General features: G+C 71.2%; 22 protein-coding genes. 6 read left to right on the top strand and 16 right to left on the bottom strand.

Annotated elements, in window-relative coordinates; all coding sequences use genetic code 11:
- Window positions 1-165: 165 nt before the first annotated feature.
- Genes WH85_RS43660 through WH85_RS43600 form a run of 13 tightly spaced genes read right to left on the bottom strand, consistent with a single transcriptional unit; the run spans window position 166 to window position 12,511 of the window.
- Window positions 166-1,026, bottom strand: a complete 861-nt coding sequence (locus WH85_RS43660) for an STM4011 family radical SAM protein (protein WP_045748091.1) — start codon at window positions 1,024-1,026, stop codon at window positions 166-168.
- A complete protein-coding gene (locus WH85_RS43655; RefSeq protein WP_245674353.1) occupies window positions 1,023-2,321 on the bottom strand; it encodes an STM4012 family radical SAM protein in 1,299 nt (432 codons plus the stop codon). Before WH85_RS43655 ends, WH85_RS43660 begins: the two co-directional genes overlap by 4 nt.
- On the bottom strand, window positions 2,314-3,105 hold the full coding sequence (locus tag WH85_RS43650) for an STM4013/SEN3800 family hydrolase (protein ID WP_045748089.1): 792 nt from the start codon (window positions 3,103-3,105) through the stop codon (window positions 2,314-2,316). Before WH85_RS43650 ends, WH85_RS43655 begins: the two co-directional genes overlap by 8 nt.
- Entirely contained in the window at window positions 3,098-4,171 is a 1,074-nt protein-coding gene (locus tag WH85_RS43645; RefSeq protein WP_045748088.1) for an STM4014 family protein, read from the bottom strand. The genes WH85_RS43650 and WH85_RS43645 overlap by 8 nt, the downstream gene beginning before the upstream one ends.
- Window positions 4,172-5,080, bottom strand: a complete 909-nt coding sequence (locus WH85_RS43640; RefSeq protein WP_052721227.1) for an STM4015 family protein — start codon at window positions 5,078-5,080, stop codon at window positions 4,172-4,174.
- A 59-nt stretch (window positions 5,081-5,139) separates the two neighbouring features.
- The gene (locus WH85_RS43635; protein ID WP_045748087.1) at window positions 5,140-6,000 is read right to left on the bottom strand and encodes an HAD family hydrolase; all 861 of its coding nucleotides are present in this window, start codon (window positions 5,998-6,000) and stop codon (window positions 5,140-5,142) included.
- Window positions 5,997-7,121: a cysteine protease StiP family protein gene (locus tag WH85_RS43630; protein ID WP_045748086.1), complete on the bottom strand. Its 1,125-nt coding sequence runs from the start codon at window positions 7,119-7,121 to the stop codon at window positions 5,997-5,999. Before WH85_RS43630 ends, WH85_RS43635 begins: the two co-directional genes overlap by 4 nt.
- A complete protein-coding gene (locus tag WH85_RS43625; RefSeq protein WP_045748085.1) occupies window positions 7,118-8,317 on the bottom strand; it encodes a phosphoribosyltransferase family protein in 1,200 nt (399 codons plus the stop codon). The genes WH85_RS43630 and WH85_RS43625 overlap by 4 nt, the downstream gene beginning before the upstream one ends.
- A complete protein-coding gene (locus WH85_RS43620) occupies window positions 8,314-9,468 on the bottom strand; it encodes an HpcH/HpaI aldolase/citrate lyase family protein (RefSeq protein ID WP_045748084.1) in 1,155 nt (384 codons plus the stop codon). The genes WH85_RS43625 and WH85_RS43620 overlap by 4 nt, the downstream gene beginning before the upstream one ends.
- Before the next feature lie 44 nt (window positions 9,469-9,512).
- Window positions 9,513-10,187 carry a TerD family protein gene (locus WH85_RS43615; protein ID WP_211275631.1) on the bottom strand — a complete coding sequence of 225 codons (675 nt, stop codon included), beginning with the start codon at window positions 10,185-10,187 and terminating at the stop codon, window positions 9,513-9,515.
- The gene (locus WH85_RS43610; RefSeq protein WP_045748083.1) at window positions 10,184-10,768 is read right to left on the bottom strand and encodes a TerD family protein; all 585 of its coding nucleotides are present in this window, start codon (window positions 10,766-10,768) and stop codon (window positions 10,184-10,186) included. The genes WH85_RS43615 and WH85_RS43610 overlap by 4 nt, the downstream gene beginning before the upstream one ends.
- Window positions 10,769-10,781: 13 nt before the next feature.
- Window positions 10,782-11,363: a TerD family protein gene (locus WH85_RS43605; RefSeq protein ID WP_045748082.1), complete on the bottom strand. Its 582-nt coding sequence runs from the start codon at window positions 11,361-11,363 to the stop codon at window positions 10,782-10,784.
- Window positions 11,364-11,374: 11 nt separating this feature from the next.
- Window positions 11,375-12,511: a DUF475 domain-containing protein gene (locus WH85_RS43600; RefSeq protein WP_045748081.1), complete on the bottom strand. Its 1,137-nt coding sequence runs from the start codon at window positions 12,509-12,511 to the stop codon at window positions 11,375-11,377.
- Between the two features lie 123 nt (window positions 12,512-12,634).
- On the opposite strand from WH85_RS43600, the gene WH85_RS43595 reads away from it, so the two are divergent.
- From WH85_RS43595 to WH85_RS43575, 5 genes are read left to right on the top strand one after another with little or no spacing between them, the layout of a single operon-like run.
- Window positions 12,635-13,213 (top strand): TerD family protein, encoded by a 579-nt coding sequence (locus tag WH85_RS43595; protein ID WP_045748080.1) that lies wholly within the window; start codon window positions 12,635-12,637, stop codon window positions 13,211-13,213.
- A 4-nt stretch (window positions 13,214-13,217) separates the two neighbouring features.
- On the top strand, window positions 13,218-14,399 hold the full coding sequence (locus tag WH85_RS43590) for a toxic anion resistance protein (RefSeq protein ID WP_045748079.1): 1,182 nt from the start codon (window positions 13,218-13,220) through the stop codon (window positions 14,397-14,399).
- Window positions 14,400-14,402: 3 nt separating this feature from the next.
- On the top strand, window positions 14,403-14,870 hold the full coding sequence (locus tag WH85_RS43585) for a hypothetical protein (protein WP_045748078.1): 468 nt from the start codon (window positions 14,403-14,405) through the stop codon (window positions 14,868-14,870).
- On the top strand, window positions 14,867-15,442 hold the full coding sequence (locus WH85_RS43580) for a TerD family protein (protein ID WP_211275630.1): 576 nt from the start codon (window positions 14,867-14,869) through the stop codon (window positions 15,440-15,442). Before WH85_RS43585 ends, WH85_RS43580 begins: the two co-directional genes overlap by 4 nt.
- A 2-nt stretch (window positions 15,443-15,444) precedes the next feature.
- The gene (locus WH85_RS43575) at window positions 15,445-16,194 is read left to right on the top strand and encodes a hypothetical protein (protein ID WP_045748077.1); all 750 of its coding nucleotides are present in this window, start codon (window positions 15,445-15,447) and stop codon (window positions 16,192-16,194) included.
- Window positions 16,195-16,272: 78 nt separating this feature from the next.
- Here WH85_RS43575 and WH85_RS43570 read toward each other — a convergent pair whose 3' ends face one another.
- Window positions 16,273-17,253 carry a helix-turn-helix transcriptional regulator gene (locus tag WH85_RS43570; RefSeq protein WP_045748076.1) on the bottom strand — a complete coding sequence of 327 codons (981 nt, stop codon included), beginning with the start codon at window positions 17,251-17,253 and terminating at the stop codon, window positions 16,273-16,275.
- A gap of 81 nt (window positions 17,254-17,334) precedes the next feature.
- Between WH85_RS43570 and WH85_RS43565 the strand changes: the two genes are divergently transcribed.
- Window positions 17,335-17,712 (top strand): VOC family protein, encoded by a 378-nt coding sequence (locus tag WH85_RS43565; protein ID WP_045748075.1) that lies wholly within the window; start codon window positions 17,335-17,337, stop codon window positions 17,710-17,712.
- A 48-nt stretch (window positions 17,713-17,760) separates the two neighbouring features.
- Here the strand turns inward: WH85_RS43565 and WH85_RS43560 are convergent, their stop codons facing one another.
- Both WH85_RS43560 and WH85_RS43555 read right to left on the bottom strand, forming a co-directional pair.
- Window positions 17,761-18,672 carry an ABC transporter substrate-binding protein gene (locus WH85_RS43560; protein WP_045748092.1) on the bottom strand — a complete coding sequence of 304 codons (912 nt, stop codon included), beginning with the start codon at window positions 18,670-18,672 and terminating at the stop codon, window positions 17,761-17,763.
- Between the two features lie 26 nt (window positions 18,673-18,698).
- The coding region (locus tag WH85_RS43555) for a GTP-binding protein (RefSeq protein ID WP_045748074.1) at window positions 18,699-19,022 on the bottom strand (324 nt) is incomplete at its 5' end.

Below are 19,022 nucleotides of genomic sequence, written 5' to 3'. Positions count from 1 at the left end.
TGGGCGTGCTGGGCGCCTGAAGTCGCCACGCTGTTGTGGGTGTGGTGATTTTGGGCGTGCTGGGCGCCTGAAGTCGCCACGCTGTTGTGGGTGTGGTGAATTCGGGCGTGCTGAGCGCCCGAAATCACCACGCTGACCCTGACTGTGGAAGGTGTCCAGGGTCGGCTACGCGACCGGCCACAGGGCGGGGATCCGCTCGAGCAGGCCTTCCGCGTACACGTCACGAAGCTTCAGAGGCTTGAGATGCACGTAGCCGATGTGACAGTCGCAGATGGCGTTGCCGCAGGCCCGCGGCCGCAAACCCGCACGCCACGACCCGTCGTAGAGGTTGCCGATCGGGGTCTGGATGAAGTGGCAGCGGCGGACCGTGCCGTCGCCCAGCACCGAGATGGCCGTCTCCCCGGCGTGGCAGTCGCGGCCCAGGGAGAGATGCGGCCGGACGCTGTCGCCGAACCGCGGGTCCAGCGCCGTCCACAGGCGTTCCTCGTCCGCGGTGTAGACGTGGCCCTCCGCGGCGTTCACCCACAGGTAGACCGAGGGCGGCAGGGCCGCCCGCAACGCCACCGCCGCGGCGTGGTGTTCGGGCAGGCCGACGACCCCCACCGAGTAGCGGACTCCTAGCTCGTCGAGGCTGCGGCAGCGTTCCAGGAAGCGTTCCGGGGTGACCTGGCCCGGATGGTACGTGGTCCACAGTGCCGCCACCCGCGGGTTCGCGTCGGCGAGCCAGCCTGTGCGGGCGGCCAGGTTGGTCTGGATCGCGACGCGGGCGACGTGCGGGAGGTGGGACAGCCGGACGATGGCGTCGCGGTACCAGCTGCGGGTCAGGCCCTCGCCCCACGGGGTGAACAGCACCGACAGTCTGCGGTCGGTGGTCTGCTCCACCCAGTCGACGAAGCGCAGCAGGTCGGCCTTGTCGGCGCGCAGCAGGTCCGGCGGGTCGACCCGTTTCGCGAACGGGCAGTAGGGACAGTCGTAGTTGCAGCTGGCCAGCGGTCCCCGGTAGAGGATGTAGAGGTCGTCGGTCATCGGGGGACGTAGGTTCCCATCGCTTCGCGGACGTCGCCGGAGACCAGCCACGGGCCGATCGCGTCGGAGCGGGACAGGCCCTCGGCGGTCAGGGTGGTCCGGTCTCCGCTCAGCCAGCCGCGGTCGGCCAGTTCGGTGAGTTGCGGGAAGTCGTCGTCGTGGGCGGTGCCGAACCGTTCCTTGTAGGCGACCGCGTCGACGCCGTCGGCGCGCAGCAGCGACTTGAGCAGCCAGCGGCGGCGTTGTTCGACGGCGTCGAGGTGGAAACCGAACTCGGCGTGGCGGAAGTCGCCGGCCGGGCGGGAGATGTAGTCGTCGATCACCGCGCGGACCTCGGGCACCGCGACCGCGTAGTCGAACGAGTAGTGCAGGCCGTCGGTGTACGACCGGGAGCCCGCGCCCAGCCCGACGGTGCCGTCGTCCTGGCAGCAGTAGTCCGGGCCGTCCGGTTCGGGCGCGTCGGCCCGGCGGAACTGGCGCATCGAATGCCGGACGTAGCCCGCGTCCTCGAGGACGTCGACGGCCTGGCGGTAGAGCTCCTGGCGTTGCCGGTCCCAGTCGGCGCGGGCGTGTGCGCGGCGGCCGAGTCCGGTGAGCGGCCGGACGTACAGCGGGTAGAGGTAGATCTCCTCGGGGCGCCAGCGCAGTGTCTCGTCCAGCGAGTGCTGCCAGGTCTGCGGTGTCTGGCCGTCGATGCCGTAGATCAGGTCGAGGTTGAGGACCGGGATGCGGGCGTCGCGGATCGCCTGCAGCGCGGCCAGCACCTCGGCGAGCCGCTGGGGGCGGCCGGCCGCGTGGGCCTCGGTGTCCAGGAAGCTCTGCACGCCGATGCTGACCCGGGTGGTGCCGTGTCCGGCGAGCACCTCGAGGCGGTCCGGGGTGGCGGTGGCCGGGGAGGTCTCCACGGACATCGGCACCCCGGTAGCGCCGAACGCGTCGGCGGCGATGCCGAACAGTTCCTCCAGTTCGGGGGCGGTCAGGTAGGTGGGGGTGCCACCGCCGATCGCCAGCCGGGAGAACCGGGCGTCCGGGCGCAGGCTGTCGCGGACCTCCCGGGCTTCCCGGCGCAGCTGGCCGAGGTAGGCCCGGACCTGCTCGTCCGGCGGGTTGGCCCGGGTGAACAGGTTGCAGAAGCCGCAACGCATCTCGCAGAACGGCAGGTGGATGTAGCCGAACAGGGAGTCCTGCCGTTCGCCGGACCACACGTCGCTCAGCAGCGGGCGGGGTTCCAGGCGGCGGTAGGCGGTCTTGTGCGGGTACGCGTAGAGGTAGCCCTGGTAGGGGGAGTCATCCAAGGATGAAATCGGCATAGGGAACTGTCCAGACGTTGTCGTGTGCGACCCGGTGACCGACGAACCCGTCCTCGCCGTAGAGCGTGCCGTGGTCCGAGCAGATGATCACCTGGCAGGGGCGGCCACGGCCACCCGCCAGGGCGAACAGACGGCCGAGGCGACCGTCGACGTACTCCAGGGCGGCGGCGTGACTCTCCAGGGAGTCCTCGGTCGCGCCGGGCAGGTAGTGCTTGTTGGGCTGGTGCATGGCGGCCACGTTGAGGAACGTGAACAGCGGGCGTTCCGGGGGCAGGCCGCCGATGATCTGTTCGAGCCGGTCGAGCTGGTTGTCGACGCAGGCGGGATCGGTCACCCCGAAACTGCGGTCCCAGTGCGCCTCGGCGAACATGCCGGGCAGCACCCGGCCCAGCGGCGCCCCGGTGTTGAAGAAGCCGACGCCGCCCAGGCAGACGGTGTGGTAGCCCTCGGCGGCCAGCCCGGCCGGCAGGTGGGCGGCGTCGAACACGAACGTGTGCGGGCCGCTGGTCTCGCTGCCGCCGAACCGGGCGGCGAACATCCGCTCGTGACGGCCGGGTGGCACCGGGGTGGGCAGGAAACCGGCGAAGAACGCGTGGTGGGCGGCGTACGTGAAAGTGGCCGGACTGTGCCGCCGTTGCCAGACCCCGCCGGGCAGCACCGACGCCAGGGTGGGGGTGCGCCCCGTGGCCAGGCAGGACTCGGCGATGTCCCAGCGCAGCGTGTCGAGGGTGACGAAGAGCAGGTCGTGGCTGCCGATCAGATCACGCATGATGCCCCCGGGAGAGAGAGCACAGCGCCTCCACCTGAGCCTGGTAGGTGTCCCGCCCGTCGGCGAGCACGCCCGGCAGCAGGTCGCCGAACGCGTTGACCTCGGCGACCGCGTGGTCGCGCCAGCCGACCCGGAACATCAGGTCGACGCCGACCTGCAGGGTGTCCGGGAAACAGGCGGCCGCCCGGGCACAGGTCTGCATCGCCGCGGACCAGGCCGCCTCGCCGGCCGCGGCCCGGACCGCCGCCACGTCGCCGCGGGCGTTGCCCAGATGAAGGTTGGTCATCGGGGAGCGGCTGGTGCGGACGACCACGTGTCCCGGCTCGCCGCCGATCACCACGACCCGCAGGTCGAGCACCCGGTCGCCGAGGCCGGCCTTGGGGAACCAGCGCTCGACGTGCAGGCCGTCGGGTCCGAGGCCGTCGACGATCGCGGCCACGTCGGCCTCCGCGGCATAACGGCGTACGCGCAGATTGTTGAACAATCGCCCGCCGGACAGCTCGACCGAGGTGGTGGCGGCGATCCGGGAACCGGCCGCCGCCAGCGCGACCACCCCGGACGCCGACGAGCCGTGCGACGGTTTCACGAACACCCGGCTCCAGCCGGCGTCGTGCATCGCGGACCGCAGCGACGCGTAGTCGCGGATCGGGCCGGGCAGCGCGGCCGGCACCGGCACCCCGGCGGCGGCCAGCCGGGCATGGCAGCGCGGCTTGTCACTCATGCACAGGATGTCCTCCGGCCGGTTGAGCAGATGCCCGCCGCCCGCCTCGATCCGGGCGAGCGCCCGCGCCAGCCCGGCGTGCGCGTCGGCCGAACCGGTGATCTCACCGTGCTCGGCCGCCCGGACCGGACCGCCGCTGCCCAGCTCGCGCAGCAGCCGGCCGACCTCGGCGTCCTCACCGGGGGAGTCGATCCGCACGGTGCTCTCCGGCCCGGGGACCGTGCCTGCGAGCAGCACGTCACGCCACGGATGGACCTCGGGAGCGGGCAGGCCGGCACGTTCCACGGCCGCGGTGAACAGGGCGACCCGGCGGTTGCCCGGGTTGCCGACGACGGCGAGTCGCACTTACTCCGACACCTCGGTGTAGCGGCCCCACTCCTCTTCCTGCTGGGGGTCGGAGACGTCCACCAGCACCCCCTTGAGCTCGTCGACCAGGCGTTTCGTCATGTCCTCGGACATGAAGTGGTGGTGCAGGTCGAGACGGCTCAGGTGGGTGAGCGGCTGCCCGGCCAGCAGCGCCGCGGCGCCGTCGTCGCCGAGTGCACCCATCGACAGGTCGAGCTCGGTGACCCGGGCAACCACCGGCGCGGACGCCACCGCCTCGGCGACCTCGTCGGCGATCTCCGCGTTGCGCAGGGCCAGCGAGATCAGCGACGGCAGCGCCCGGCCGGCCAGGATCACCGACAGGTCGTCGGCGCGGACGTCGCCGCCGTAGTTGTCGACGCCCAGCCACAGCTCCAGGTGGGCCAGGTTGGGCAGGTCGCAGGCGCTGATCGAGCGGACCACCGAGGCGGGCAGGCCGCCGGACTGCAGGACCAGGTGCCGCAGGCCCTCGTGGCGCATGGTGGGGAACTCGAGCCCCTGCGAGCCGCGGATCCACAGATGCTCGAGGCCGGGGAACGCCTCCAGGATCGGCGTCATGTCACCCTGGTTGATCCAGGAGATCTCACACTGCTCGAAGGTCATCTCGCCGACGAACAGGGCCCGCAGCCCGCGGAGCTGGTCGGCGTGGTCGGTGAGCAGCTCGGCGTCGAAACCGTCGTCGAAGGCGCCGTCCCAGTCGCCGATGACGATCGCTGCCGGACCGTCCGGACCGGTGCGCTCGATCACCGCGGCCAGGGCCTTCGCGAAGTGGTCCTCGTCCTCACCCATGGTGTCGATCCGCCAGGCGACCGAGGACGGGTCGTCGGGCACGGTGTCCCACGACACGACGGGAAGCCCGGCGAACGTCGTCAGGTGTTCGTTGATGGTCACGGAACTCCTCGGGCCGCAGTCGAACGATCCCGCGAAGGTAGCAGTGCCCACCGACACTTTCACGGCCGATGCAGCAGATAGGCCAACAGTCGTGCGGCGATCTCCTCACCGGCCATGACCCCACTGACGTCGGTCACCGCGATCCGGTCGTGTGCCCAGCCGCGCTCGTGCAACTCCCCATGCGCGGGCCGGACACCCGCGTCCGCGGCCCGCAGCAGATCCTGGTCCAGCAGTGAGTCGCCGGCCGCGAACAGCACCTCCGTCCGCAGGCGGCGGGCCACCTCCGCCACCGCCGCCTGTTTGGTCACCGGGCGGGGCATGCAGTACACCTTGCGGCCCTGCAGGGAGACGTTCCACCGGCGCTGCCCGCACCACGCCGACAGTTCGGGCAGCCAGTCCGCGGGCAACCGGGACCGCTCCACGATGGCGTAACAGAACAGGTCGTCGGCGGTGTACACGCGCAGCAGCCACTCGTCCGCGCCGGCGGCGTCGCGCAGGTGGTCGTGGACCTCACCGAGCGGAGCACACTCCTGCCCGACCAGGGCGGCGACCGTGCCGGCCCACGCGGGGTCGACCCGGTCGTCCACGAGGATGTGCCCGCCGTTGGCCGCGACGGCGTACCGCGGCGGCCACCCGGTGAGCCGGACCCGCCGGTACTGGTCCAGGGTCCGGGTGGTGACCGGTACCAACGGGGCGAGCCGGCCGATGGCGGCCAGGAGCGGACCGGTGCCCCGGGTGTGGAAGCTGAGCGGCGCGCCGTCGCTGGTCTCGGCCACCTCCAGCGGCGGGGCCGGCGTGGTCACCGCGGCGGCCGAGTAGATCAGGGTGCGGTCCAGGTCGCAGGCGACGAGCGCCGGTCCGGAGACGGGCGACGGTGGTGGTGGATACCGGATGGTCGGATCGGTGTCCGCGAGGGTCATCCGGTCATGCCCCGGACCAGTCCGACACATCGGAAGCGCAGGTCGGGAACGACCTCCACGGGTACGCCACGCCGTCGTGCCAGCACCCGGACGTGCTCGATGTCGGGTCCCGCGCCGGGGTGGACCAGGACCCGCCACGGCACCCGGCGCAGCAGCACCCGGGTGGTCTCGCCGACCCCGGGTTTGACCAGGTTCAGGTCGGTGACCCCGTACGCCGCCCCGATCCGCCGCACCTCCGCGAGCCCCTGCCAGGTGACGTCCCGGTCGGCGGCGGCCAGCACCGGCCAGTCCCGGGCCACCGTCGCCCGTACCTCGTCGAAGCGGCCGCTGACCGCGTCCAGGAAGGTCAGGGAGAGGTCGTCGGCGGCGAACTCGGTGTAGAACTTGGCGCCGTGGAACCGTCCGGGACCGGTCAGGGCCGGGTTCAGCACGGTCCGCGACACCAGACCGGACACCGTGGAGTTGAGGCAGGCCGACGGGATGAGGTAGTCGTCGCGGCCGGCGTGCAGCGGGGTGCAGCCGCCCGGGTCGGCGAGGACCGCCAGCCGGCCGGGCACGTCGAGGCCGTCCCGGTCGCGGACGGCGGCGAGGGCCTCGTGCAGTTCCCGGGCTATCGCGCCCTTGCCGGTCCAGCCGTCGACGAAGACCAGGTCCGCGGTGCCGTGCCGGTCGGCGACCCAGCGCAGGGCGGCGACGTCGATGCCCCGGCCGCGGACGATGCTCACCGCGTAGTGCGGCAGGTCGGCGCCGTCGGCGGCGAGGGCCCAGCGGCGCATCAGGACACCGACCGGGGTCCCGGCGCGTGCCAGCGAGAGCAGCACCGGCCGGGGCGTCACCAGGTGCCGGACCAGTTCGGTGAGGACGCCGACGTCGTGGGCGACCCGAACGCTGTTGTCCCGCAGTGCCCGGTGGAACAGGGCGAGGTAGTCGCCGGCCGGCCGGTACTCGACCGGCAGCGACTCGGCGTAGTGGGCGGTCCCCGACTGGACGGCCCGTTCCCGCTGCTCGGCGGGGGCTTCCAGGTCGGTCCCGGACAGGTCGGTGAGCAGCCATCCGACGTCGTCCAGCGGGTACGACCCGAACGCCGGTCCCCGCAGCGGCGTGTTGACCGGGGCGCTCATGCCGCGCCCACGGTCGCGACCAGGACGTGCCGGGTGGCCGCCCCGAGCGCGGCGATCAGGCCGGCCGGCACGGTGGTGTCGGTGACCAGCAGGACGGCGTCCGGTGCCGTCGTCACCAGGTTGTACGCGTACCGCGGCCCGCCGTCCTCCCCGGACGTCCAGGTCACGGCGTCGCGGAGGGCGTACCCGGGGGTGTCGACGGGCAGCGCCGGGGACCGGGTGGTGCTGGCGAACAGGACGTCGTCGCCGCGATCGGCCAGGGCCCCGGCCAGGCGCAGTGGCGTGTACATCAGCTCCTCGGTGCCGAGGACGAGCAGCCGTCCGCCGTGCGGCACCGGTGCGGTCAGGGCGGGCAGCGCGGCCTCGAGGCGGTCCCGGTCGGCCGGGTGGAAGCCGTGCCGGGCGTCCGCGGGCAGGCCGTCCGGCCAGGGCGGTCGCAGCCGGGTCACCCGCGGTGCGCCGGGCGAGGCCCGGGGCGGTTCGCCGTGGCGGACGGCCAGGTCGTGCCCCCGGTCGAGGACGTCGGCGGGCAGGTCGAGCCGGGCCTGAACGGTGGCGGCCAGGGTGATGCCGGTGCCGAGTTCGGCGGCGAGCCGCCGGGCCCAGTCCGGGCCGGCGGTGTCCACCAGGGCGGCGACGACGTAGTGCCGGCGGGGGTGCAGGTCGTGCAGCACCCGGATGGTGGCGGCGGCGGTGGCGCCGGTGGTCAGCTCGTCGTCGACCAGGATCACCGGGCCGTCGCCGTGCAGCAGGGCCGGGTCGGCGGGGGCGAGCAGGTGCCGGGTGGCGTGCGAGTGCGCCTCGGCGAACTGCGCGGCCGGCCGGATGCCCGGCGTCTCCCGGCGGGTCGAGTGCAGGCAGATCGCGTCCCCGAGGGCGTCGGCTACACATTGACCCAGGGCGGTGGCTGTTTCGGCGTACCCGATGACCAGCGGAACCACCCCGGGAGCGCGCGGGGGGAGCAGGGTCTGCACCTGCTGTCCGAGGCGCAGGCCGGCGGACCGGATCTCGGCCGGGTGCACCGGTACGTGCTTGCCCAGCACCCGGGAGACGAGCAGGTGGACGCGGCGGGTGTTGTCGCGCAGGGCCAGCCCGACCAGGTCCTCGACGCCGGGTGTGCCGGTCAGCGTGGCCGGGAGGTGCCGGGCGACCCAGGATCCCGGCCAGCCGGGCCGTACCGGCGCGGTCGTGGTCATGCGGCGGCGCCGGCCACGAGCAGGTCGACGGCGCCGACGCCTTCCCGGGCGACGCCGAAGACCGCGGCACGGCGCAGGACCCGCTCGGCCCAGGCGCGGTGCGGCCGGGCCTCGTTCATCTTGTTCCGGTACGCCGAAGCGCACACGCCGCCGTGGGCCCCGGTGGCCAGCAGGTCGTCGGCGTCGGCGAACTCCTCGGCGGTGACCACCATCAGCGCGTGCACCACCGGCACGTGGCTCGGGTGGATGACGGTCTTGCCGGTGAGCCCGTTCGCCTTGTCCAGGGTCACCTCCCGCAGCAGGCCGTCCAGCCCGGAGGCGAGCAGGTCGCGGCGCAGGTCGCTCGCGTAGTGCGGGTGGAACGGCGACTCCCGGAGCTGGGGTTTGAACAGGCGTCCCGCGTCGCCGAAGTACTCCCAGACCGGTCCGCTGACCGCGTATCCGGTGCCGTCCGCGCGGGCGAACACGTTCACGATGTCGCCGATCACGTCGGCGACCACGCAGACGTCGTAGACGGTCAGGTCGCGTTCGCGGCGCAGCCCGTAGACGCCGCACAGGTCGGTGGCGCCGACCCGGATCGCGAGGACCATGCCCGGGTACTTGCCCAGCAGACGCTGCACCGCGTGCAGGGTGTCGTCGCGGGTCTCCCGGTGGGCGACGGCCGTCGACTCCAGCACCGGCATGCCGAACAGGCGCAGGCCGGAGGTGTCCGCGGCGCCGGCCAGCGCGTCGAGGTAGTCGGCGCCGTCCACGTCGGTGAACTTCGGCAGCACGAACCCGGTCAGCGGGGTCGACGCGGCGTCGAGACGGCCCACGATGGCGGTGATCTGGTCCGGGTGCCGGACCCGGACGAAGGTCAGCGGCGTCTCGGCGGCGGTCAGTGTCCGCAGTTGGGTGATCACGTTCTCCTGCGCCGCGGCGACGCTGTCGTCGTCGATCGCGTCCTCCAGACATACGACCACGCTCATCACGCCGCGCGCGGCGGCGGACCGCAGGTCGCGGGCCAGGTCCGGCCGGGTGCCCGGCATGTAGAGGGTGGCGCCGAGCGCGACCGACAGCGTCTCGGGGTCCGCGGAGCGGTCGAAGGAGCCGGGCTCGCGGGAGAAGAGCCGCCCGCGGATCTCCGGCGCGAGATGGGCGAAGTGCCGCATATGCCCATTAGCGCACAGGAATCCCGGCCGTGGCGCGGGATTGCCTACTTACGGCCGGCCTCCCAGCGCATGCCCCACCCGTAGGCCTCGTCCATCTTCTTGTGGCCGCCCTGGATGTAGCGGACCTCGCGGCGTACCGAGAGATCCGAGCCGGTGTTCTCCAGCATCACGATGGCGCACATCGACGCCCGGTCGTCGGCGTCGTCGAGCAGCACCTCGATCTCCGGCCCGCTCGCCGGGAAGACCGTGACGACGGCGCGCGCCTCGGCCCAGTTCGGCACGCCCTGGTAGATGAACGTGAAGATCAGGATGCGGCGTACGGCCTGCGCCTGCGCCAGGTCGACGAAGAGGTTCTCCCCCTGGGAGACGGCGCCCGACCGGTCGTCCCCGTCGAGCCGGCAGATCGGGTTCCTCCCGAACGAGTGCCGGTCGGTGAAGGCGTTGCCCAGCGCCTGGACCACACCCTTGGAGCCGTCGGTGTACTCGTACAGGCAGCCCAGGTCCAGGTCGACGCCGGGCGCGGGTTTGCGGAAGATCCCGCCGCCGGTCGCCGGCTTGGCGTTCCAGTTCAGGTTGACCCGCAGCACGCCGGAGGCGGAACCCTGCTTGGTCAGCGAGACGGTCGGCGCCGCCTTGGTCAGGCTGACCTTCGACAGCGAGACCGGCGGGGTCGCGGCCGCCGCCGGGCGTTTGGTGTAGTCGATGGGCACGGTGATCACGCCACGTTGACGCCGTAGTCCTGGGCGATGCCCCGCAGACCCGAGGCGTAGCCCTGGCCGACGGCCCGGAACTTCCACTCGGCGCCGTTGCGATACACCTCGCCGAAGACCATGGCCGTCTCGGTCGACGCGTCCTCGGACAGGTCGTAGCGGGCCAGCTCCTTGCCGTCGGCCTGGTTCAGCACCCGGATGAAGGCGTTGCGGACCTGCCCGAAGGACTGTCCCCGCTGGTCCGCCTCGTAGACCGAGACGTTGAAGACCACCTTGTCGACATCGGGGGACAAGTCGGCCAGCTTGATGTTGATCTGCTCGTCGTCGCCGTCACCCGCACCGGTCAGGTTGTCCCCGGTGTGCTGCACCGACTCGTCCGGGGTCTGCAGGTTGCCGAAGAAGACGAAGTGCTGGTCGGAGATCACCTTGCCGGCCGCGTTGGCGACGATGGCGCTGGCGTCCAGATCGAAGTCGGCGCCGGTGGTGGTGCGCAGGTCCCAGCCGAGCCCGACGGTGACCGCGGACAACCCGCCCGGGCCGGCCTGCTTGGTCAGCGAGACGTTGCCGCCCTTGGTGAGGCTGACGCTCATGGTTGCTCCTTGCCTAGAGGTTCTGGGAGATCACGGGTAGCAGGTCGGTGAAGGTCCGCCCGGTGGCCGCCGCGCCGATCGCGGTCATCGTCCAGCCGCCGGCGCCCCGGCTCAGCTTGGCCATGACCTGGGAGTTGTGCGAGCCGCTGCCGGACAGGTCGTACCGGGCCATCTCCTGCTCGTTCTTCTGGTTCACCAGGCGGCAGAAGGCGTTCTCGATCTGTGTGAAGTTCTGGCCGGTGAAGGAGTTCACCACGAAGACCAGCGACTGTACGGCCGGAGCAAGGCCACCGAGATCGACCACGATGCTCTCGTCGTCACCGTCCCCGGCACCGGTCAGGTTGTCGCCGGTGTGGGTGACCGCGCCGTCGCGGCTGCGCAGCTGCCGGAACCACACCTGGTCCACCAGCGCGCCCTGACCGTCGAAGAGCAGGCACGACGCGTCGAGGTCGACGCTCTGCTCCTTCATGCCGCCGAACAGGCCCCGCTTCTTGATGGTGTCCCAGCCCAGACCCATCCGGACGACGGACAGCGCGTCGTCGCCGGAGGCCTTCTCGAGGGAGACCGATTCGCCCTTGCGCAGACTCACGCCCATGGCAACGCTCCTTAGGCGTCGATGAGGTTGTTACGGCGGTCCTCCGCCGAGGCGGCGAGCCCACCCCGGCGGTTGCGGACGATGGACGAGACCATCGCCGCGGCGATGAACGTGACGCCGACCAGACCGGTCACGATCTCCGGCACCTCGTGCCTGATGCTGATCAGCAGGATCGCGGCCAGTGCGCCGATCGCCCAGTGCGCGCCGTGCTCCAGGTACGCGTACTCGTCCAGGCTCCCCTTGCGGACCAGGTAGATCGTGATCGACCGGATGTACATGGCGCCGACGCCGAGACCGGTCGCGATGATGAAGATGTCCTGGGTGATGGCGAACGCGCCGATCACGCCGTCGAAGGAGAACGACGCGTCCAGCACCTCGAGGTAGAGGAAGAGTGAGAACGCCGCCTTGCCGGCCACCGAGCCGGCCTGTGCGGGCCCGGCCGTCTTGAGGGACTGCTCCACGGCCAGCGCGTCGCCGTGGATGCCGGCGGCGTGGTCGCCGTCGTCCGAGCCGTCCGTCTCGAACATCTCGCCCAGGCCGTTCACCAGCACGTACGTGGTGACGCCGAGCACGCCGGCGAGCAACACGGTGGCCGGTTCGTCGGCCAGGGTCTCGGCGGTGACCACCAGGATGATCAGCGCCGTCACCACCGACACCTGGTCCAGCCGGCCGATCCGGGCCAGCGGCCGCTCCAGCCAGCCCAGCCAGGTGACGGCCCGGTCCTCGAAGACGAAGTTCAGGAAGAGCATCAGCAGGAACATGCCGCCGAACGCCGCGATGCTCGGATGCGCCTCGTGCAGGTGGGCCGCGTACGTGCCCGGCTCGTCGACCGTGCCGCCGGCCAGCGCCAGCCGGACCACCTCGGCCGGGCCGATCTGCGCGGTGACCGCGACGAGGAGCAGCGGGAACACCAGGCGCATGCCGAAGACCGCGATGATGATGCCGACCGTGAGGAACAGCCGCTGCCAGTACGCGTTCATGCGCTTGAGGACGGTGGCGTTGACGACCGCGTTGTCGAACGAGAGCGAGATCTCCAGGACGCAGAGGATGGCGACCAGCGCGAGCGCTCCGGTGCCGCCCAGCGCCAAGGCTCCGATCAGAGCGGCGGCGGTCACGGCGAACGACCATCCGAAAACGCGGATAAGCACGGGTCGAAGGCTAATCGCGGCGGCATCGCGACAGGCTGGATTCGAGGTTCCCTGACGAATCACGGTGTTCTGGAGAACGATGGGGGCGATTGACGCGGTGGATGTGAGAGGCGTGGGGGAGATATGTCGGTCAGTCTCGCCAAGGGTGGCAATGTTTCGCTCACCAAACAGGCGCCGAATCTGAAAGCGGTCACGGTGGGCCTCGGCTGGGACGAACGGGCCACCACCGGTGCGGACTTCGACCTGGACGCCAGCGCGCTCATGGTGGACGAGAGCGGCAGGATCCTCTCGGACCGCCACTTCGTCTTCTTCAACAACCTGACCAGCCCGGACGGCGCGGTGCAGCACGCCGGTGACAACCTGACCGGTGGCGGCGACGGCGACGACGAGCGGATCGAGGTCAACCTCCAGGCGATGCCCGGCGAATGCCGCCGGGTCGTCGTCGCGGTCTCCATCTACGAGGCCGAACAACGCCGGCAGTCGTTCGGTCAGGTGCGCAACGCCTTCATCCGGATCATCAACGCCGACAACGGGATGGAGATGACCCGCTACGACCTGGGCGAGGATTTCTCCACGGAGACCGCGATGATATTCGGCGAACTCTATCTGCACGGCAACGAATGGAAGTTCCGGGCCGTCGGGCAAGGTTATGCCAACGGCCTGGGCGGCATCGCCCGTGACTTCGGCGTCAACGTCGGCTGAGCGCATGTCCAGCCTCGATCTCGGCCCGACGCCCGAGCCCCTCGTCCTCACCCCGCCCGGACCGGTCACCGAGGTGACCCCGGTGCAGGCCGCCGGTGCCGTCGCCGTCCCGGCCACGAAACAGACCGAACTGCAGCAGCGCGCCGCCTCGTTCGCGAACGAGCTCGCCGGGATCGACAGCAAGTCGCCGGACTTCCACCGCAAGGTCGAATCGATCACCAGCATGGGCGAGCAGGACATGCGGGCCGCCGCGACCGCGTCCAGCCGGATGCTCGACCGGCCCGCCGCCGCGCTGGGCAAGGGCGGCGGCGACGCGCAGACCCGGGTCGCCAAGACCCTGGCCGACCTGCGCGTCACCGTCACCGAACTGGACCCGAAACGGGCCGACCTGACCGGCGTCAAGAAGGCCCTCAAGTGGCTGCCCGGCGGGGACAAGGTGGACCGCTACTTCGCCCAGTACCGCTCCGCCCAGAGCCACCTCGACGCGATCATCCGGGCGCTCGCCTCCGGCCAGGACGAGCTGCGCAAGGACAACGCCGCGATCGAGACCGAGAAGGCCAACCTCTGGTCGTCGATGGGACGGCTCAGTGAGTACAACGAACTGGCCGCCGCGCTCGACGAGGCGATCACCGCGAAGGTCGCCGAACTGGAGGCGGCCGGCCGGACCGAGGACGCCCAGACGCTGACCTCCGACGCGCTCTTCGCGATCCGGCAGCGCCGGCAGGACCTGATGACCCAGATGGCGGTCAGCGTGCAGGGCTATCTCGCCCTCGACCTGATCCGCAAGAACAACCTGGAACTGATCCGCGGCGTGGACCGGTCGCAGACCACCACGGTCGCCGCCCTGCGGATCGCGGTGATCGTGTCGCAGGCGCTGACCCGCCAGAAGCTCGTCCTCGACCAGATCAACGCCCTGAACACGGTGACGTCGAACCTGATCGAGTCCACCTCACGGCAGTTGCAGACCCAGGGCGCCGCGATCAACCAGCAGGCCGCGTCGGCGACGGTCGACGTGGCGAAACTGCAGGCCGCGTTCGACAACGTGTTCGCCACCATGGACGCCATCGACACCTTCCGGGCGCAGGCCGTCGAGTCCATGTCGCAGACCGTGCACGCGCTGGAGGGGCAGATCCAGCGCGCCCAGCCCTACCTGGAGCGGTCCCGCCGCAACGACGGCGGTAACTGATCGGTGCGCTGGTTCCGTCGCACCGACGCCGACCGGGATCCGTCGCCGGCCGCGGTCGAGCCGCCCGACCCGGCGGCGATGCTCGACGACCTCGACCGTTTCATCAACCGCGGCGCCGCCGGACTGCCCGGCTGGGCCGTCGTGCAGGCCCGCTGGATCACCGACACGCTGCGGACCATCACCGCGTCGACCCCGCTGGAGACCACCACCATGATCCTGGTGACCGGAAGCGCCGGCGACTACCTGCCGACCACCCTGCGCGCCTATCTCGCGGTGGACGAACACCTGCGCGACCGGCCCCGCGGTGACGGCCGCACGCCGGACGACCTGCTGCACGACCAGCTCGCCGACCTGCACACCGCGGCGACGTCCGCGCTGGCCGCGGTCCGCGACCGGGACGTGGACGCGATGCAGACGCAGAGCAACTTCCTGCGTACCAAGTTCACCCGGTCCGACCTGGACCTGCCGTGATCGGGCCGGCCGCGGTGATGCGGCGCGGTGCCAACGCGCCGCTGACCAGGGAGATCCCGGACCTGACCGGGGTGGTGCTCGGGGTCCGGTTCGACGCCGGGGTCGAGACGGTCCTCACCGACAACCTGGTGGTCGCCGTCCTGCTGTGCGGGCCGTCGAAGAAGGTGCTGTCCGACGAGCACTTCGTGTTCTTCAACCAGCTGGCCACCCCGGACATGTCGGTGCGCCGGCTCGAGGAGGCGCTCGGATCCGACCGCGACCAGATCGAGATCGACCTGGACGCCGTCCCGGACGCGGTGCAGCACATCGTCGTCGTGACGTACGTCAACGAGGGACTCGGCCTCAGCCGCACCCTGGGCCGGCTGCGCCGCTGCGAGATCCGGGTCCTCAACCTGAACGGCGGCGTGGAACTCGTCCGGTCCGAGAACCTCGCCGAGGGGCTGACCGACGAGACCGGGATGGCGCTCGGCGAGATCTACCGGCACCAGCAGGACTGGAAGTTCCGGGTGCTCGGCGACGGCTACGGCGACGGCGCGGCCGGGGTGGCCCGCGACTTCGGGGTGTCGCTGTGAGGATGGGGTCACCGGAGGACGCCCCGCCCCGCACCGACCTGCCCTACCTGCGGCATCGACGCCGGCCCGCGGTGGCACCCCCGGAGCCGGTTCCGGTCCGGGCCGCCGGGGGAGACCTCCTCGATCTGGGTACGCCCACCGCCCCCGCCGTCCCACCGCGGTCCGACCCGCCGCCGGCCGTCCGGCGCAGGCTCGCCCCGGTCCGCCGGGTCGCGCCGGACCGGCCGCTGGCGCTGACCCCGCCGACGCCCACCGCGGTCCTCACCCGCATCCAGTCCGGGGTGGGTACCCTCACCGCGACCATGCACTGGTCCGAACCCGGTGTCGGCCGTCTCCTGGTGGCGTGCCAGCGGCGGTCCCGGGAGGTCCGCGTTCTGAACCCGGAGCCGGGTTCGCTGGTCGAGGCCGGTGGCCTGCTGCTCGACCACCGTGGCGGCAGCCCGTCGCTGACCTGGGACCTGCTGCACGTCCGGGAGATCGACCGGCTGATGCTGGCGGTGACCGCGAACCGGGGGCCGCGGCCGTTGACCGGGGTGCTGACCCTGGTCACCTACAGCGGGGCGCGGGTCGAGGTGCCGGTCGAGCTACCGCCGGAGGCGATGGTGTCGGTCCTGGTGACGATCTTCCAGGTGGACGGTGAGCTGGTGTTGCGGGCGGAACGCGACACCGTCGGCGCGACGCTCAAGGACGCCTGTGACGCGTACGGGTACGGCGCCGTCACCTGGATCAACCCGTATACGCCGATGCAGTGACCCCGGCCGTCCGGGGCCTCGGGGACGGATCGCATTTCTCGAGGGAGGTGTGGCTCGTACCGGAGAAACGGTGTTGATCTATGGGGTGTAGAGGGTCAGCATCCGGGCTGCTGATTCGTGCATCAGGGTGCGCAGCTCGGGCGGGGCGAGGACCTCGACGTCGGCGCCGAGACGGAGGAATTCGGCGTGGGCGTGGGCGACGGACTCGATGGGCAGGGTGATGGTGGTCCAGCCGTCGGCGTCGGGGGTGGTGGCCCGGTCCCGGGTCTCGCGGGCCATGGCACGGGTCATCAGGTACGGGATCCGGGTCAGCGCGGCGGGGGAGAAGCGGACGGTGGCCCCGGCGCGGTGCAGCCGGCGTTCGAAGTCGGCGGCCCACGCCGCCCAGGAACTCGCCAGGTCGAAGTCGGCGGGCCGGGTGAAGGTCTCGTCGAGGACCTCCAGCTCGAGGATCGTCGCCACCCGGTAGGTGCGCGGGGGACTGCCGGGATCGACGACGGCCACGAAGTACCAGACACCCGCCTTGAGCACCACACCCAGCGGCTCGATCACCCGGTCCACCTCGTGCGGGGCACGCCAGCGGCGGTACCGCATGCGGCAGCGGCGCTGCTCCCAGACCGCGCCGGCCAGCGGCGCCAGGTGCGGGTTCGTCTCGGTCTCCCGGAACCAGCCGGCCGCGTCCAGGTGGAAACGGTCCCGGATCTCGTCGGCGTGCCGGCCCAGCCGGTCCGGCAGCGCGGCGCGCAGTTTGAGCTCGGCGGTGGTCAGCACCGCGCCCAGGCCCAGTTCGGCGGCGGCGTCCGGCACGCCGGCCAGGAAGATCGTGGCGGCCTCCTGCGGGGTGAGGCCGGTCAGCCGGGTGCGGTAGCCGTCCAGCAGCTGGTAGCCGCCGCCGGCGCCGAGCTCGGCGTAGACCGGGACGCCGGCCTCGCTCAGGGCCTCGATGTCGCGGTAGACCGTGCGGACCGAGACGTCGAGTTCACCGGCGAGTTGGTGGGCGGTCAGCCTGCCGCGGTCCTGCAACAGCAACAGGATGGAGAGGAGCCGGCTCGCGCGCATGGCCGAAGACTGCCACAGGATGACTGACAGAAGATGTCAGCCTTGGGCGGCAGAGTGGCTCCTGTTCCACCGTGTGTACCGATGAAGGGACTTCTCATGGCACTCGCCCGTTACGTCGGGTTCTCGCTGGACTGCGACGACCCGGTCGCGCTGGCCGCCTTCTACACCAAGCTGCTCGGGATCGAACCGACCTACACCAGCGACGAGTTCGTCTACCTCGGCGAACCCGGCACCGGCCTGGGCTTCGTCAAGGTCGCCGAGTACGTCGCGCCGACCTGGCCGAAGGCGGACGTGCCGAAGCAGGCACACCTGGAGTTCGGGGTGGACAACCTGGACGCCGGCGAGGCCGCGGTGATCGGGATCGGGGCGGTCAAGCCGGACCACCAGCCGCAGCCGGACCGCTGGCGGGTGCTGCTCGACCCGGCCGGTCACCCGTTCTGCATCTCGGCCTCGGTCTAGCAACCGGTGATGGTGTGGGGCGGTCTTCTCGGAACCGCCCCACGTCCCTCACGGCAGCCACGCCTCCCAGACCGTCCGGTTGGCGTCCAGCCACGTCTGTGCGGCCTCGTCGGCGTCCGCACCCTTGGTCATCTGGCGGGCGACCTGGTTCTGGTCGTCGTTCGTCCAGGTGAAGTTCTTGATCAGGCTGGCTGCCGGGGTGCCCGAGTCGACGAACGCCTTGCGCCCGATCTTGTCCAGGTCGTACGGCTGGTAGTCGCAGGCCACCTTGTCCGGGTCGGCGTCGCACCCCGGCCGGTACAACGGCAGCGGCACCCGGACCAGGTCGATCTCGGAGAGCAGCCACTGCGGCTCGTAGAAGTAACCGATCAGCGGGGTCTTCTCGGTCTGCGCCTTGCGGAACGCGGCGATCAGCTTGTCCTCGCTGCCGGCGTAGACGACGGTGTAGTCCAGCTTCAGGTTGGTGATCAGGGTGCTGTCGTTGGTCACGAACGACGGGTCGCCGGCCAGGAACTGGCCCTTGCCCTCGGAACGCTCGGTGCGGAACAGGTCGGCGTGGTCGTTGAGTTTGCGGTAGTTCGTGATGTCGGGGTAGGTCTTGGTCATCCACTGCGGGACGTACCAGCCGATCACGCCCTTGTTGCCGGTCAGTCCCAGTTCGACGGCCACCCGCTGGTCGTCGATGTACTTCTTCTTCAGGTCGTCGTGACCCCAGTTCTCCAGGATCACGTCGACGGTGCCGTCGGCGAGACCGGCCCACGAGTTGGCCTCCGTCAGCTCGGCGGTCGTCACCGTGCAGCCGAGCTCGGTCTCCAGGAGCCGGGCCACCACGGCGACGTTCGCCGCATAACCGGACCAGGGGTTCACCGCGATCCGGACATCGCCGCACGCGGTGTTCCCCGGGACGCCCGGCGGCGCGGTGATCTCGGCGTCGGTCGCGGCGCAACCGGCGAGGATCATCGTGCAGGCGAGAGCCAGAAGCCGTTTCACCACGTCGACGCCGCCCTCTCCCGCTTCACCAGGACCTGCTCGGTGAGGGCGACCAGGACGCTCTTGACCGACTCGCGCCGGCGGGCGTCGCACTCGACGAGCGGCACGTCGTCGCCCACCCCGAGGGCGTCGCGGACCTCCTCCAGGTGGAAACGCATCGAGTCGGAGAACCGGTTGACGCCGATGATGAACGGGATCTCGTGCTCCTCGAAGTAGTCGATGGCCGGGAAGCAGTCCTCGATGCGGCGGGTGTCGACCAGGACGATCGCGCCGAGGGCGCCGTCGACGAGGTCGTCCCAGAGGAACGCGAAGCGGTCCTG

It is taken from the genome of Actinoplanes rectilineatus, from assembly GCF_000962825.1.
GTDB classification, from domain to species: Bacteria; Actinomycetota; Actinomycetes; order Mycobacteriales; family Micromonosporaceae; genus Actinoplanes; species Actinoplanes rectilineatus.
This window is presented reverse-complemented; position numbering and strand designations above follow the sequence as displayed.